The organism is Anaerobacillus sp. ABD4_527 (assembly GCF_056160805.1).
The window spans coordinates 1399594-1416214 of sequence record NZ_JBSWXZ010000001.1; the positions used below are offsets into that span (position 1 = coordinate 1399594).

Annotated in this window: 13 protein-coding genes and 1 other annotated feature; of the genes, 7 read left to right on the forward strand and 6 right to left on the reverse strand. The window is 40.3% G+C overall.

Annotated features, from left to right (window positions below; genetic code table 11):
- Positions 1-16: 16 nt before the first annotated feature.
- A complete protein-coding gene (gene ezrA / locus ACXAHI_RS07390; protein WP_474846980.1) occupies positions 17-1714 on the reverse strand; it encodes a septation ring formation regulator EzrA in 1698 nt (565 codons plus the stop codon).
- Between the two features lie 213 nt (positions 1715-1927).
- On the opposite strand from ezrA, the gene hisJ reads away from it, so the two are divergent.
- Positions 1928-2755 carry a histidinol-phosphatase HisJ gene (gene hisJ, locus ACXAHI_RS07395; protein ID WP_474846981.1) on the forward strand — a complete coding sequence of 276 codons (828 nt, stop codon included), beginning with the start codon at positions 1928-1930 and terminating at the stop codon, positions 2753-2755.
- Here hisJ and refZ read toward each other — a convergent pair.
- The gene (refZ, locus tag ACXAHI_RS07400) at positions 2742-3395 is read right to left on the reverse strand and encodes a forespore capture DNA-binding protein RefZ (protein ID WP_474846982.1); all 654 of its coding nucleotides are present in this window, start codon (positions 3393-3395) and stop codon (positions 2742-2744) included. The genes hisJ and refZ overlap by 14 nt on opposite strands.
- A 149-nt stretch (positions 3396-3544) precedes the next feature.
- Between refZ and ACXAHI_RS07405 the strand changes: the two genes are divergently transcribed.
- On the forward strand, positions 3545-4030 hold the full coding sequence (locus ACXAHI_RS07405) for a GAF domain-containing protein (protein ID WP_474846983.1): 486 nt from the start codon (positions 3545-3547) through the stop codon (positions 4028-4030).
- 55 nt (positions 4031-4085) lie between these two features.
- Here ACXAHI_RS07405 and megL read toward each other — a convergent pair whose 3' ends face one another.
- A complete protein-coding gene (gene megL, locus ACXAHI_RS07410) occupies positions 4086-5264 on the reverse strand; it encodes a methionine gamma-lyase (protein ID WP_474846984.1) in 1179 nt (392 codons plus the stop codon).
- A gap of 343 nt (positions 5265-5607) precedes the next feature.
- On the opposite strand from megL, the gene rpsD reads away from it, so the two are divergent.
- The gene (gene rpsD, locus ACXAHI_RS07415; protein WP_224878764.1) at positions 5608-6210 is read left to right on the forward strand and encodes a 30S ribosomal protein S4; all 603 of its coding nucleotides are present in this window, start codon (positions 5608-5610) and stop codon (positions 6208-6210) included.
- A gap of 101 nt (positions 6211-6311) precedes the next feature.
- On the opposite strand, the gene tyrS is transcribed toward rpsD, so the two are convergent.
- Positions 6312-7583: a tyrosine--tRNA ligase gene (gene tyrS / locus ACXAHI_RS07420; protein WP_474846985.1), complete on the reverse strand. Its 1272-nt coding sequence runs from the start codon at positions 7581-7583 to the stop codon at positions 6312-6314.
- Between the two features lie 50 nt (positions 7584-7633).
- Positions 7634-7859 (reverse strand) — a binding site (T-box leader).
- A gap of 135 nt (positions 7860-7994) precedes the next feature.
- Here tyrS and ACXAHI_RS07425 point away from each other — a divergent pair.
- Positions 7995-11111 carry a transglycosylase domain-containing protein gene (locus ACXAHI_RS07425; protein ID WP_474846986.1) on the forward strand — a complete coding sequence of 1039 codons (3117 nt, stop codon included), beginning with the start codon at positions 7995-7997 and terminating at the stop codon, positions 11109-11111.
- A gap of 39 nt (positions 11112-11150) precedes the next feature.
- Here ACXAHI_RS07425 and acsA read toward each other — a convergent pair whose 3' ends face one another.
- A complete protein-coding gene (gene acsA / locus ACXAHI_RS07430) occupies positions 11151-12860 on the reverse strand; it encodes an acetate--CoA ligase (RefSeq protein ID WP_474848109.1) in 1710 nt (569 codons plus the stop codon).
- A gap of 175 nt (positions 12861-13035) precedes the next feature.
- Here acsA and ACXAHI_RS07435 point away from each other — a divergent pair, with 175 nt between their 5' ends.
- The 3 genes from ACXAHI_RS07435 to ACXAHI_RS07445 are packed head-to-tail and all read left to right on the forward strand — an operon-like array spanning position 13036 to position 15482.
- Positions 13036-13668: a GNAT family N-acetyltransferase gene (locus ACXAHI_RS07435; RefSeq protein ID WP_474846987.1), complete on the forward strand. Its 633-nt coding sequence runs from the start codon at positions 13036-13038 to the stop codon at positions 13666-13668.
- 21 nt (positions 13669-13689) lie between these two features.
- Positions 13690-14337: an acetoin utilization AcuB family protein gene (locus ACXAHI_RS07440; RefSeq protein WP_474846988.1), complete on the forward strand. Its 648-nt coding sequence runs from the start codon at positions 13690-13692 to the stop codon at positions 14335-14337.
- Entirely contained in the window at positions 14334-15482 is a 1149-nt protein-coding gene (locus ACXAHI_RS07445; RefSeq protein ID WP_474846989.1) for an acetoin utilization protein AcuC, read from the forward strand. Before ACXAHI_RS07440 ends, ACXAHI_RS07445 begins: the two co-directional genes overlap by 4 nt.
- Before the next feature lie 42 nt (positions 15483-15524).
- On the opposite strand, the gene ccpA is transcribed toward ACXAHI_RS07445, so the two are convergent.
- Positions 15525-16526: a catabolite control protein A gene (ccpA, locus tag ACXAHI_RS07450; protein WP_474846990.1), complete on the reverse strand. Its 1002-nt coding sequence runs from the start codon at positions 16524-16526 to the stop codon at positions 15525-15527.
- Positions 16527-16621 lie beyond the last annotated feature (95 nt).

Consider the following 16621-nt stretch of genomic DNA (forward strand, 5'->3'; position numbering starts at 1 on the left):
GAAGGCTCTCTTTTCCTTATTGATTTACAGGTTCTCGAACATCTTCTTTCAACGATTCCAGCACTTGTGGATCTACCTTCTCAATAGCTGCTTCTGCAGTTGAGAGGGCTTCTTCGTATTCGTAATTTCTGAAGTGTTCTTCTGCCTTCAATAGGAGATCATCTACGCTTCTATACTTACCTCTGTAGCGATTCCCGTACTGAATAAGTTTCTCTGTTAACACAGAGTCTTCAACAAGCTTCTGTGTGGATTCACAGCTTTCATCTACGACTCTTTCAGCTTCAGAAAGCACTTGATTAATCTGGTAGATATCTAGAGGAACATCAGATAATCGATCATTTAACTCCACGATCATATCTTCAGCACGCTCATATCCTTCTAGATAAGACTCAGGAATACCAGGTATATTACTTAGCTTCATCAATCGCTTCGATTCGATCAGCTTTCGCTTTAATTCTTTTATCGTTTCTAATGCTCTTAACTCGTCTTTTCGGAGCATGTGAAGATTTTCTTTTTGGATCTTCAATTCTTCGTCTACAGCCGCTAAATCTTCTTTTAGTTTGATTGCACTCTCAGCAAGCAAAGAATATGCTTGTTGGTTGTTATCGACTGCATCTTGCACTGCTTGGAATCTCACATAAAGATCAGATAGCTTCATCTCAAGTTCTTTTATCGCCTTAAGCTCTTGCTCTTCTAATCTGTAACTCAATTGAACAACATTACTTTCTTCCTGAAGCTCTTGAAGGTGATTGTTCGTTTTCATCAATTCATGTTCTAGCTCTTCTACTTTTAGAGTAACGAAGTGTCTAGCTTCCACCTCGTTTTCTAACTGGTCATACAACCCTTCAATCTTCACGCGTACATCATCAATCTCGGTTTTGATCGATTGAACTTCTGTCGTTTCAATCGCCGTCTTCCATTGCTCGAGCTCAGAAGAAAATTCCTCGATTTTCGCATCGATTTCTAAATGGTCTAGAACATAGCCTTCTGATTCCATTGCAGAAGTACCATCCTCAAGTTCCTTAAGCTGCGAGGGAATCTGATTATTAACGAGTACGATCACTTCAGGTGTAATTGAAATCTTCTCTTGAACAACGTCTAACCGTTCTTGTACTTGCACTAACACATCTCTAGCTTCAAGATAATTTCCTTCTTCAGTCAACTGCTCATACTTTTTGAGCATATCGCGGAGGGCTTCAACCTCGCTATCGAGCACAGGAAATGCTTCCCCTAGCGAGCGATTCTGAGATAATAACCGTTGCTTAGCTTCTCTGAAGTCCTCTTGTACTGAAGAGATCTCGGTTCGGTTTTGTTCTTCACTTGAAACAAGTTCATCGATATCTTTCAATAACAGTTCGATTCTTTTTTCAGCATGTTCTAACCGGTGTTGTGTTTCTTCTAATTTAGCTCTTGCTTTTCTGAAGCGATATCTTTCAGCAGCTTCTTCTGTATCCATGAGCTGCTCCTCTAGATTAGGGAGCTTTACAGCGACGATTTCGTCCCACTCTTCACGCCATTTTTCAAACTTTTCTTCAGTTTGACCAGACATAACCAGTCCTTTAACTTTTGAAATTTCATCAGTTACAGGCCTATTCAGAATATCGATCTTCCACTCTTCAAGGCGATCTATTTCATTAAATATTTTTCTTCTCGCATAAGCACCGTAAATAAAAACGGCTATCATCAGTATAATGGCAATGACAATATACTCCAACGGAAGCACCCCTTCTTCCACATCATCAATTTATGTAAATGATAACGTAAAAACTCATTTATATGTACAGAATTAATTATATGTGTTTGAAATTTGGTAACGGTATTATGATACCATGTAATTACCTGTTTGACTAAATAAATTCAATATTCGACAGCCAAATTCCTTGATAATGTTATAATTTTTTTGATTTCTTGAAAGAGGTGCTTATATTTGAGAAAAAAGTACGATGGCCACGTCCATTCTCCATTTTGTCCACACGGATCAACTGACCCTCTCGAGAGCTATGTTGAAGAAGCAATAAAACGAGGCTTTTCTGGATTAACGTTTACTGAGCATGCACCTCTTCCCCCAACATTTGTAGATCCAGTACCATCAAAAGATAGTGGGATGTCGCTTCAAACATTAAAAGAATACCTTTTAGCAGTTGAAGAAATTAAAGATGTATACCGCAATAAGATTGAAATCAATTGCGGTCTAGAAGTTGACTACATAGAAGGGTATGAAGAAGAAACGAAGAACTTTTTAAATGAGTTCGGTCCAAAATTAGATGATTCAATCCTATCTGTTCATTTTATTAAACATAACAACGAGTACACGTGCCTTGACTATAGTCCAGAGTCATTTGAAGAGCTAGTGAGATTGTTTGGCTCAGTCGAGAATGTTCATAAAAAATACTATGAAACAGTATACTCTTCGTTAACTTCAGATTTAGGAGTTAATAAACCAAAGCGAATCGGCCACATTAGCTTAGTGAATAAGTTTCAAAAACAGTTTCCAAGCGACACGCTCTCACCTAATTATGTGATCTCCATATTAGATGAAGTGAAAAGACAGGGGCTATCACTTGACTACAATGGGGCAGGAACAGTGAAGCCTCTTTGTAAGGAACCTTATCCCCCTGCTTGGGTCGTGAATGAAGCTATAAGCAGAAAAATCCCTCTTGTCTATGGATCTGACGCCCATAGTTACAAAGGGATCGGTCAAGGTTTAGAGCAGTTAGAACCTATATCTTTTTCTTATCCACTTAGCCGTTCATAGCGAACGGCTTTTGTTTTACCGAAGATTCTCGACATACATATAGCTCAACCCACTGTAATAACTGCTTCGTATATCGTTCGATAAAATAGGCTTCATTAGGCTGAATATGATGAACTTCTAATATATATTGGGGCTGCAGAAAAGGCATCGACAACATCCCTCTTAACTGCATGACGACATAGTCGACTGACTGAGGGCGAAATTCCTTATTTGAAAAGCCGGCCTCAAAAATTTTCGATAAATAAAATTTTTCTCTTGATAAATAGGTGGTCATGATTTCTCGAACAAGGACTGAATCGAACGTAATTTCTCTATGAACAAATCTCGCTAACTGTCTATTTTGATGTTGATAGATCATAATCGATCGTAGTGCTTCGACTAAACAAACCTTTGCAGATTTATTATCTAACATTTTATGAACGTTCTCTAACTCTTTGACATAGCCCTCTAGAAAAGTCGTCATCAAAAACTCAGCTAGTCCCTTCTTCCCATTAAAGTAATAAGAGATCAACGAGACGTTCACGCCTGCTTTATTGGCAATATCACGGACTGAAGTTCCATTGTATCCTTTCGTATTGAAGAGTTGAATGGCGGCCTGTATGACGTTTCGCTTCGATACTGTATCTCGCTCCTGCTTCACTTTGGAACCACCTCCATTTCTTTCGTACTAATACTTTTTCGTTTAACACCCAAACTTTCCTTTATTAATCGTGCGACAAAATATGTGTAATAACCTCCAAGTTTTGATATGATTAGCATAATTTCGATACAAAGTGGAGGTGAATAAACTTGTTTGAAGTCGAATCCTACTCAGGCAAGAGAGAAAAAGATTATGAAATGGTCATTAAGCAGCTACAAGCGTTGATTGAAGATGAAACAAACCAAATTGCAAATTTAGCAAATGCTTCTGCATTATTAAATCAGTTTTTGAACGATGTTAACTGGGTTGGCTTTTATCTATATGAAGAAGAAAGCGACCAGCTCGTACTTGGACCTTTCCAGGGCTTACCAGCATGTGTCCGCATCCCGAATGGCCGCGGCGTTTGCGGAACTTCTTTAAAAGAAGGTAAAACCATGAGAATTGAGAATGTTCATGAGTTCCCTGGACATATTGCCTGTGACGCCGCTTCTCAATCAGAGATTGTCATCCCAATTATTTCCTCCAACAACATCATTGGCGTTCTTGATATTGATAGCCCAAGTGTTGGACGATTTGATGAAACGGATGAAAAATACTTGAAGAAGTTTATCACTGCATTAGAAAAGAATCTATAAATAAACCAAAAACAGCCGCGAGATTCCGCGGCTGTTTTTATAGTCTTAATTGGAGTTACATTTCTAACGCTTGCTCTATATCAGCCCAAATATCTTCCCAAGCTTCTAGACCGATTGAAATTCGAATAAGTGAATCATTGATTCCCATCCTCACTCTTTCTTCTTCTGGGACTACCGCATGTGTCATCGTAGCAGGATGTTGTATAAGTGTTTCTGCATCACCTAAACTTACAGCGATCTTAATCATTTCGAGTCTATTCATGAAGGCCTGTGCTTCTGCTTTCCCTCCATCTAGCTCGAAACATATGAGTCCCCCAGGCTTTTTCATTTGCCTTCTTGCGATTGAATAAGACGGAGACTCTTCCAAACCAGGGTACATGACTTTCTTTATTTTAGGATGTTCCTTCAATTTGTGAACGATGGATTGCGAGTTATCACAATGACGGTCCATGCGAAGAGGCAGTGTTTTCAACCCTCTTAATAAAAGCCAAGCATCGAATGGTGATAAGATACCTCCAATGTCCTTTTGTGTCGATTTCGCAATTGAAGAAATCATCTCGTGATCACCAACGACTAGACCAGCTACAACGTCACCATGTCCGCCAATGTATTTCGTTGCACTATGCAGGACAATGTCGCAATCAAATTCTAAAGGTCTTTGGAGATACGGCGTAGAAAAGGTATTATCGACTACGACAGTGATTCCTCTTTCCCTGGCAATTGAAGAGATCATCTGTAAATCGATCAGCTTCAATGTGGGGTTGATCGGTGTTTCAATGTAGATGACACTCGTGTTTGGTTGAATTGCTTGCAAGATTTGCTCTCTTGAATCAAGAGGTAGTAAGTCATGCTCTACTGAAAACTTTTCTTTCATTAATTGCAATAATCCGAATGTGCACCCATAAACACCTTCTGAACACATAATATGATCGCCTGAACGAACTAGGTGGAATAGGACTGCTGAAACAGCAGCCATTCCTGATCCAAACGCTAAACCAGCCTCTGCTCCTTCTAGTGAAGCGATCCGTTCTTCTAACATTTTCACAGTAGGATTTCCTAATCTAGAATAGATATATCCTGGCTCTTCCCCTGCAAACCTTTTTTCACCCGCCTCGGCAGTTTCAAACGTAAACGTAGAAGTTTGATATATAGGCGATGCAAGACTGTTATGATGTGTATGAGAATCATAACCTTCATGAATCGTTCTAGTTTCAAATCGACTTTCTTTTCTCAATGTAGCTCCCCCTCTATCTCCAATCTATGTATCATACAATTACATTGTAAGCGCTTTCTTAAATAAGGTGAAGAGAATTTTCAGTTTTTGTAGAAATACCTGACTAGCGAGGAAACGAATCAAGTTGACACGGGTAGATAGAAAAGGTACAATGACAGTTGTGTAAAATAGAAATGGCAGCATCGTGACGGCTTATGATTTCATTATGTTCCTATTAATAGGTGCGCCGCGTAACCTCCGGCTGCAAGGTGAAGGCGTGTGAAAACATAATGTGCATAATCTGGAATCGCGACACTGTTTTTATTTTATACCAATAAAAATAGTGATAAAGGAGGAGCTAATTATGGCTCGTTATACAGGACCAAGTTGGAAAATTTCTCGTCGTCTTGGTATTTCTCTAAGTGGAACAGGTAAAGAATTGGAAAAGCGTCCTTACGCTCCAGGTCAACATGGACCTAACCAGCGTAGAAAGCTTTCTGAATATGGACTTCAGCTTCAAGAAAAGCAAAAGCTTCGTCACATGTACGGCATGACTGAGCGTCAATTCCGTCGTCTTTTCGATGATGCTGGTAAAATGAAAGGTGTTCATGGTGAGAACTTCATGATTCTTCTTGAATCTCGTCTTGATAACCTAGTTTACCGTATGGGTCTAGCTCGTACTCGCCGCCAGGCTCGTCAGCTAGTTAACCACGGCCACATCACAGTTGATGGCAAGCGTGTTGATATTCCTTCTTACCGCGTAGCAACTGGTCAAGTACTAGGTGTTCGTGAGAAGTCTAACAACCTTGACATCATCAAAGAAGCTATTGAAGTGAACAACTTTGTTCCAGAATACCTTACTTTTGATGCAGATAAGCTTGAAGGTACGTACTCTCGCCTTCCTGAGCGTTCTGAACTTCCTGCAGAAATCACTGAAGCTCTTATCGTTGAGTACTACTCTCGTTAAGTTGTTTCATAAAAGCCTCGGACTTTTGTCCGAGGCTTTTTTTATTTTTATCCTGATAGCAAAAGGCCGGTAATTACATTATAATTACCGGCCTTGCATGATCAGAATGTAAGAAGGAAATATTTTTTCTTTCCTCTTCTAATTATAACGTATTGTCCTTCAATTCGATCTGAAGAAGAAATGACCTTGTCCATTTCTTGACTACGGTCTCCGTTAATATAGATCGCACCATTTTTAATATCTTCTCTAGCCTGTCTCTTTGAAGATGAGATACCAGCTTCTACAAGCAAATCGATCAAGCCTTTTTCTTCCTCTTCAACATGGTAAGAAGGTACATCTTTGAAACCTTGACGAATTTCATCTGCAGTCAACTCTTTAATGTCACCGCTGAACAGAGCTTTTGAAATGTTGATCGCTTGCTGAAGCTTTTCATCACCATGAACAAGTTTCGTTACTTCTTCAGCTAATTTACGATGAGCCTCTCTCTTTTCAGGAGCTTCATTATTAGAAGCTTCAAGTTCTTTAATTTCTTCGACGCTCAAGAAAGTAAAGTAATAAAGGAATTTTACTACATCACGATCGTCCGTATTGATCCAGAATTGGTAGAATTCATAAGGAGACGTTTTATCTGCATCAAGCCAGATTGCACCGCCTTCTGATTTACCAAATTTAGATCCATCACTCTTTGTAACGAGTGGAAACGTTGCGCCAAATGCTTTAGGACGCTCCCCTTCTTCAGATCCTTCTTCTTTACGAATCAATTCTAGTCCAGCAGTAATGTTCCCCCACTGATCGCTACCCCCTATTTGCAGACGGCAGTTTTCATTACGATACAATTCAAGAAAATCATAAGACTGAAGAATCATGTACGTGAACTCAGTGAAAGAGATACCTGCATCGAGACGGGACGAAACAGAATCTTTTGCTAGCATGTAGTTCAATCCAAAGTTCTTTCCAATATCACGTAGAAATGGAATGATGTTTAACCCGCCGATCCAATCAAAGTTGTTCACAGCTTTTGCAGGGTTTTCACTAGTTTCAAAATCAAGAAAGCGAGCGAGCTGTCCTTGTAGCTTGTTCGTCCATTCTTGAACGATGTCCTCAGAATTTAGTGTCCTCTCATTCGCACGTCCACTCGGATCTCCAATAAGTCCCGTCGCACCTCCAACTAGTGCGATCGGTGTATGACCAGCAAGCTGAAACCTTCTAAGAGCAAGTACTGGAAGAAGGTGTCCTATATGCAGACTATCTGCAGTCGGATCAAAACCAGAATAGATTCCAATGCTCTTTTCGGAAAGCTCTTTCTTAAGACCCTCTTCATCAGTTACCTGATTGATTAACCCTCTAGCTTCTAGTTCATCTAAAATATGCATGTTACTGACTCCTTTTAAAGTAAATTTCAACATAAAAAAACCCGTCCCTGGTAAGGGACGAGTTTGATCGCGGTACCACCCTTGTTGAAGGAAATAACCTTCCTCCCACTTCATCAGGATAACGGCCTGGTCCGTCTTGATGCTACACAGGCATTTCGCCATTCACACCAGATGCTCATGGAAGTAATTCACATTTCCCTTTATATTGGTTCACACCAGCCACCAACTCTCTGAAATAGGGAGGAAAACGCTACTTCGTCCACTCTTCGCATACCCGTTTAAAAATCTAACTAAATTAATATCATACTTTGTACCTCAATGTCAATTCTAGCCCCTGTTCCTTAAGGAAGCTTTATACAAATATCGACTAGATATGCTATAATATATAGGATTAATTGAGGAGGTATAGGAATGCGAGAGCTTTTTTCTTCTATCAGGTCGAAGTGGAACGCGTTCATCGATAGATTGCAAGAGTACAACATCTTAACTGGCTCAAGGATCGCTTATAAAGTTGTTTGGAATTTATTCTTAATTTTTCTAGTACTTGGGCTTATGGGCGGCTTGTTTGCCGGAGGTGTTGGTGCAGGTTACTTTGCATCTCTAGTAAAAGATGAACCGATTCGATCCTATGATGAGATGAAGAGAGACGTCTATAACTATGAAGAAACAAGTGAGATATTCTTTGCTGACGATGTTCTTCTCGGTAACTTTCGATCTGATATAGAGAGAAAGGAAGTCGATTTAAAAGACGTGTCCCCTTTAGTACAAAAGGCAGTCATTTCAACTGAAGACGAATATTTTTATGACCACGAAGGCATTGTTCCAAAAGCAATTGGACGAGCGATTCTTCAAGAGCTCACGAACTCTGAAGATCGTACCGGTGGTAGTACGTTGACTCAACAGCTTGTGAAAAACCAAATATTAACGAGAGAAGTATCGTTTGAACGTAAAGCGAAAGAAATGCTTTTAGCTTTGCGCCTTGAAAATTTCTTTGAAAAAGAAGAAATTCTTGAAGCATACCTTAATGTCGTACCGTTCGGTCGAAATGCTTCTGGCAGAAACATTGCAGGTATTCAATCTGCGGCACAAGGAATCTTTGGTGTGAGCGCTAGTGAATTAAACCTACCACAAGCAGCTTTCATTGCCGGACTACCGAAAAACCCGTATACATACACTCCTTTTACAAACTCAGGAGTCGTGAAAGATGATCTTACACCTGGTATCGACCGGATGAATTTTGTCCTCTACCGCATGTATACAGAAGGGTCGATAACTGAGGAAGAATACAATAAAGCAAAAGAATACGATATCGAAGGAAATTTAGCAAAGTCCTCTCCTTCACCATTTGAGAAGTATCCATACTTGACGTTTGAAATTGAAGATCGTGCGAAAACTGTCCTCGCCGAGCAAATCGCCAACGAAGAGGGCTACGACGGGGAGAAACTTGCAGAAAGCGTCAATCAATACAATAGGATTACGTATGATGCAAACGTTACATCAAGAACAGTAGAACAAAGTGCTGAGAAAATGGGACTTAAATGGGCTGAAGTAGAAAAAGATTCAAAGATTTTCATAGAGTTTATGAATAATGCTGAAAAAGAGCTTAGAAAGAATGGTTATAAGATCCACACAACGATCGATAAGAACGTATACGAATCGATGAATGCTGCGAGGGATAAAGTTCTTGATAACGGCAGCTATTTCCAAAGCCCTAAAACAGTATCTGTACAAGACCCTGAAACGGGAGAAATGGTCAACAAAGAATATCCAATGCAAGTCGGCGGAATACTAATCGAGAATAAATCAGGAAAGATCCTATCATTTGTTGGGGGTAGAGACTTTAGCCAAGAAGCTCTTAACCATGCGACCAATGCATACCGGTCAAACGGATCAACGATGAAACCATTACTAGATTATGCGCCAGCCATGGAGATCGGAAAGGTTCAGCCAGGCTACATTGTTCCTGACCTTCCAATTAAGGGGAAAAATGCATTTAACCCTAACAACTACTCTTCAAACTATCATGGTCTAGTAACAGCAAGAAAGGCTCTTGAACGATCTTATAACGTTCCAGCTGCTCGTATTTACTCTAAGCTAAACCCGGTAGAAGCTACAGAATACCTGGTAAAAATGGGCTTTAGCACCCTGACATTAGATGATCGAACAAATCCATCGATGTCCATCGGAGCATTACAACGAGGTGTAAGTGTTGAAGAAAACACCAATGCCTTCGGAACATTTGCAAACGGCGGTAAATTCGTCGATGCCTATATGATTGATAAAATTGTAGATCGAGATGGGAATGTTGTTTACCAGCATAAAGCAGATCCCGTTCAAGTCTTCAGTCCTCAGACGTCTTATCTAACGATCGATATGATGAGAGACGTAGTAAGACAGGGTACAGCACAAGATGTACCTGGTAAGTTGAAATTCTCAGCTGACTGGGCAGGTAAAACAGGTACTGGACAAGACTATCGAGATGCCTGGTTCGTTGCTGTCAATCCTAATGTTTCTCTTGGCGTATGGACAGGATACGATAAGCAAATGAGAATGGATTCAAACTATGCTGTGAGGAATAAAAACTTATGGGCACTATTTGCCAACGCAGCATATGATCAAAAACCTGAAATAATGGATCCACAAAAACGATTCGACATGCCTACTGGTATCGTTAGAAGATCGTTCTGTGGAATATCTGGAAAGCTTGCATCTGATCTGTGTCAGCAAGCTGGACTTGTACAGACGGATTTGTTTAATGCTAAATACGTACCAACAGAAGTTGATGACAGTCTGACACAAGGAAGATATGTGGTTATTAAAGGGAAAACTTATGAAGCACTTTCTTCAACACCAGCAGAATTTGTCACAAGCGGCGTTATGATTAAGGAAGATTATTTTGAAGGTATCGACCTTAGCACACTTCTTCCATCTAAATTCGAAAACTTGAACATCGTTTCCGAGGGAACTGTCGCTAAAGAAAATGGCAAGAAGCCAGGCGCAGTCGGTAACGTTTCGATAAACGGTTCTACTCTTAACTGGAACGAATCAGGAGAGAGCGATATTGTGGGTTATCGCATTTACCGTGCAGGGAATGGTAGCAATTCATTTACTAAGCTAGGTAGTGTGAAAGCATCTGATGGAAGTTCGTTCAATATTCCTTCTGGTTCTTATGCTTATTATGTTACAGCAGTAGATGTTGCCGGGAATGAATCATCTCCTTCCGCAAAAGTGACATCAGGAGATTGGTCTGATAAGCCAGAAGAAGAAGAAAAACCAGATCCTCCTAAAGAAGATGAGGACGAAGACGATGGTTCAGGTGAAGATAACAATGATGATTCAAGTGACGATAGCGGCGATGACTCGAACGATGGTAATGGAGAAACAAGCGGTGAGAATTCAGGAAACGATTCTGGAGAAGGGAACAATAGTAGCTCCAGTTCAAATTCCAGTAATTCAAGTTCCAATAATTCCAACACTAATCAAAGCAACAATACGAATAGTAATGAAGAGTCATCCAGCAATGGATAACAAAATCCCCGCAGCAGTAGCTGCGGGGATTACTTTTTATTAATCTTCCATGGTAGATAGATCACCAGTTGGTAGATCGAGCTCCCATGCCTTCAAGACGCGACGCATAATCTTACCGCTTCTTGTTTTAGGTAGCTTATCACGGAATTCGATTTCACGAGGTGCTGCATGTGCAGCGAGACCTTTCTTTACGTAATTACGAATTTCTTCCATCAGTTCATCTGAAGGATCGTAACCATCTCGAAGTGCAATAAATGCTTTAATAATCTCACCACGTACTGGATCTGGCTTTCCGATTACACCAGCCTCAGCAACTGCCGAATGCTCGACAAGCTTACTCTCAACTTCAAATGGACCGACTCGTTCACCTGAAGTCATGATCACATCATCAACTCGACCCTGGAACCAAAAGTATCCATCCTCATCTTTATAAGCCGAATCCCCTGACACGTACCAATCGCCCTTCATAAAGTAACTTTCATACTTTTCCTGACGATTCCAAATCGCACGCATCATGGAAGGCCATCCTTTTTTGATAGCAAGGTTGCCCATACGGTTAGCTGGAAGTTCATTACCTTGATCATCCACGATTGCTGCATGAACACCAGGGATTGGTTTACCCATAGAACCTGGCTTTATTTCCATAGAAGGATAATTACTGATAAGTTGTGCACCAGTCTCCGTCATCCACCAATTATCATGGATACGTTGATCCAGTACTTTGTTGCCCCACTTGATAACCTCAGGATTTAGAGGTTCACCTACACTGAGTACGTGACGAAGAGTAGATAGATCATAATTTTTCACAATTTCATCACCCGCACCCATAAGCATACGGAACGCCGTAGGTGCACTATACCAGACGGTCACACCATATTTTTCAATGGTAGAATACCAATCTTCTGGGCTAAAACGTCCTCCGCGAATAACATTGGATGTTCCTGCTAGCCAAGGAGCGAATATTCCATAAGATGTACCTGTAACCCAACCAGGGTCTGCAGTACACCAATATACATCATCTTCTTTAAGATCTAGCACCCATTGTGCTGTTTGGTAATGTTGAATCATAGCATTATGAACATGAAGAACACCTTTTGGTTTTCCAGTTGAACCTGACGTATAATGAAGAATCATTCCATCTTCACGATCTACCCATTCGATTTTAAGGTTTTTATCAGCCGTTTCAAAATGATGGTAGAAGTCGATATAAGGTCCTTCTTCTTTCACATTATCTCCAACAAGAACCACGCTCTCTAGATGAGGAAGCTCATCTACAGGTACACGATCGAGCAATTCAGGTGTAGTAACAAGCACTTTTGCTTCACTATCTTCAAGGCGATCTCGCACTGCCCCTTCCATAAACGCTTCAAATAACGGTCCAGCGATTGCTCCAAGCTTTAAAGATCCAAGTAAAATAAAATATAGTTCAGGAGAACGAGGCATAAAGATGAAAACACGATCACCTTTTTCAACATTAACCTTCTTCAATACGTTTCCAGCTTTGTTACTCAAGGTTTTCATTTCACTATACGTATACTTTTCATCTCTTTTTGGATCAGAGAAATAGAGGGCTACTTTATTTTTCCTATCGGATTCAGCGTGCTTATCGATTGCTTCATAAGCCATATTCACTTTCCCAGTTTCATTCCAAGAAAATGCTTTTTCTGCTTCTTTCCATTCAAAATTTTCATAAGTAGCTTCATAATCCTGTAGATTGTGATTTCCACGAGTGGCGGAAAGCGATTTCATTTCCAAGTAATTCTCCTCCTTCTTCTACATCTTTCAATGATTTCACTGATAGTATAACATAAATTCGTAATATTTTAACAAATAACAAAAGTTAATAAAATCAGACTGAAACCCCTTACATTTCTGTGTAATCATGTATAATAAGAGCTGAGATCGTTATTAAGGTGGTGACTAGATGGAACATCAAAAGACATATAATGCAATCGAATGGAACACTCCACATGGAAAGTTAATTATCGAGGGTCCAATTACCCCAGACCGCCTGGCCTCCTATCATTTACATAAAGATCTGGTAGCATTTCGCCCGCCTGAGCAGCAACATAAGGCGTTAATAGAAATCGCTGGACTTCCAGAAGGAAGAATCATCGTAGCACGAGAACGTGAAACCATTGTTGGTTACGTGACATATTTATACCCAGATCCGATGGAACGATGGTCAGAAGGAAATATGGAAAACCTACTGGAGCTTGGAGCCATTGAAGTTATTCCTAAATATCGCAATGCTAAAGTTGGGAAAAGCTTGCTAAGAACATCCTTTATGGATGACGCGATGAATGATTATATCGTGATCACCACTGAATATTATTGGCATTGGGACCTTAGAGGAACAGGCTTGTCAGTATGGGATTATCGAAAAGTGATGGAAAAAATGATGAATGCTGGTGGTTTAGAATGGTATGCCACTGATGACCCAGAAATAAGCTCTCACCCTGCCAATTGTTTGATGGCCAAGATTGGATCCAGGGTAGACACAGAGTCCATACAAGCTTTTGACGCGCTACGCTTCCAAAACCGTTTCATGTATTGAGACTTAAAGGAGTGAGAGGACTTGATTATTGAGGAAATAATGAATAGAAACGTCTTTTCTCTGAACGAATCGCAAACGATCGCTGATGCGATTAAAATGATGAGAGAAAAGAACATACGTCATCTTCCGATTGTTAATAACGAAGGAGATTTAGTAGGAATCGTTTCAGATCGAGATGTTAAAGAAGCTAGCCCTTCAATACTCGATATGAATCCTAACAGAGATGTATTACAGTCTTCTCTTTCTTCGATTATGAAAAAAGATGTGATCACTGCTCATCCTCTTGATTTTGTAGAAGAAATCTCTACTGTTTTCTATGAACATCGAATCAGCTGTATTCCGATAATAGAGAATAAAAAAGTAATTGGCATCGTCACGGAAACCGACATGCTCCATACCTTAATCTTGCTTACAGGAGCACATCAACCAAGTTCACATATCGAGGTTCAAGTGGAAAACGTCTCAGGAAAACTCGCAGATATTACACAGATAATCAGGAAACGTAATGTGAACATCATCAGTGTGCTAGTTTATCCTTGCAGCCATAATGAAGGGTTTAAAAACATCGTGTTTAGAGTTCAAACGATGAACCCAACAGCTGTTGTAGATGATATTAAGGCTGAGGGATATGAGGTGCTTTGGCCAAGTTTGCCGGGTGTTAAGAGATGAAATGTGATTCATTATTCGTCTACTCCTCAGATTACTTAAACTACAAATTCAGTGACAACCATCCTTTCAACCATATCAGGGTTCAATTAACCCATGATCTATTAACAGAAGTCAACGTATTATCAGAGAATGAAATTATATCGCCACGCATTGCGACTGACGATGAGATAGCATTGATTCACGACCCTGCTTACATACAAGCAGTAAAAGATGCTGGAAAAGGAACACTTGCCTCTTCAGTTGCTTCTAACTACGGTTTAGGAACCGAGGATACACCTATTTTTTCTAATATGCACGAAGCTAGTGCTCTACTTGTAGGCGGAACGTTAACTGCCGTAGATGCTGTGATGGACGGAAAAGCAAACCATGCTCTAAATATTGGTGGCGGACTACACCATGGGTTTCGCGGGAAAGCCTCTGGTTTTTGCATCTATAACGATAGTTCAATCGCAATCGAGTATATGAAGAAAAAATATAACGCAAAAGTTCTTTACGTCGATACTGACGCTCATCATGGAGATGGCGTACAGTGGGCGTTCTATGATGATCCGAATGTGTGCACCCTTTCAATTCATGAAACCGGTCGTTACTTGTTTCCTGGTACTGGAAATATTAATGAAAAAGGTCATGGCAAAGGCTATGGCTTCTCTTTTAACGTTCCGATCGATGCATTTACTGAAGATGAATCTTTTCAGGAAGTCTATGAAACCTCTTTTAGAAAAGTAATCGAGTTTTTCAAGCCTGACGTTATTCTTACCCAGAATGGTGCAGATGCACATTATTACGATCCTCTCACCCACCTCTCCGTTTCAATGAAGAGCTTTGAATTTATCCCTAAACTAGCTCATGAGCTTGCACATGAATATTGCGGTGGCAAGTGGATTGCTGTAGGTGGGGGCGGATACGATGTATGGAGAGTCGTTCCGAGAGCGTGGTCTAGAATTTGGCTAGAGATGAAGAACAAGGATGCTTCAGGTTCTCTTCCAGAAAAATGGATTGAACGGTGGCAGTCTTTAGCACCGTTCGAGTTGCCGAAAACTTGGCATGATCCTAAAGACCTTTATGAACCTATCCCACGAAAGAGTGAAATTACAGAAAAAAACAAGCTTACGTTGGAAAGGTCGCTCTACCAGATCAGCCAATAAAAAAACGAACCTGAGTTCCAGGTTCGTTTTTTAATGCAAAATTTACTTCTTAGTTGAGTTTCTATGTTGAATACGATGAGGAAGGACTACGGTTTGTTCTTCCACTGTTTCTTTATTCATGAACTTCGTTAAGAGTCTCATTGCTACTGCTCCAATATCGTACATAGGTTGTACGACTGTAGATAGCGTTGGGCGAACCATCGTAGCAAGTCTTGTGTTATCGAAGCCAACAACTTCAAGGTCTTCAGGAACACGGTAACCATTATCCTGAGCACCATGAATGATTCCGAGTGCCATCTCATCAGTACCTCCAAAAATGGCAGTCGGCATGTTGTCTTTTTCAATAAATCCAGTCATCGCTTCGATTCCAGAATCGTATGTGTAATCACCAATAGCAACCATGTCTTCATCCACTTTTAACCCAGCATCTTCAAGTGCTCTGCGGTAACCTAGGAACTTTTCTTCACCATTGATAGGATCTTCAAGTGGGCCACTTACTAGACCAATCTTCTTATGACCTTTTTCAATGAACTCCGATACTAAGTCATAAGCTGCCTGTTGATAATCAATGTTAACAGATGGTACCTCATTTGTTTTCTCAAGTGTAGCAGCTAAAACGATCGGTACAGGTGAACGTTTAAACTCTTCAACATGTTCTTCTGTAATTTCCCCGCCCATAAAGACGATTCCATCTACTTGCTTACCAAGCATCGTGTTAAGAAGATGGATTTCTTTTTCTTTGTTCTGATCTGAATTGCTGAGAATGATATTGTAATTATACATCGTTGCAATATCCTCAATACCTCTAGCAAGCTCAGCAAAGAAAATACTGGATATATCAGGGATGATTACACCAACAGTCGTCGTTTTCTTACTAGCAAGACCACGTGCTACTGCGTTAGGTCGATAGCCTAAACGTTCGATTGCTTCGTGGACCTTTTTCCTTGTAGCAGGTTTAACGTTAGGGTTTCCATTTACAACCCTCGATACCGTCGCCATGGATACTCCTGCTTCTTTTGCTACATCATAAATCGTTGTATTCACGATAATCCTCCTTCATGCTCTTTCGGACTTTGATTTACTTAATGATACGATACTATTCTTCTGACTGCAAATTTCCCGCAGTCGCTCCTACCTAT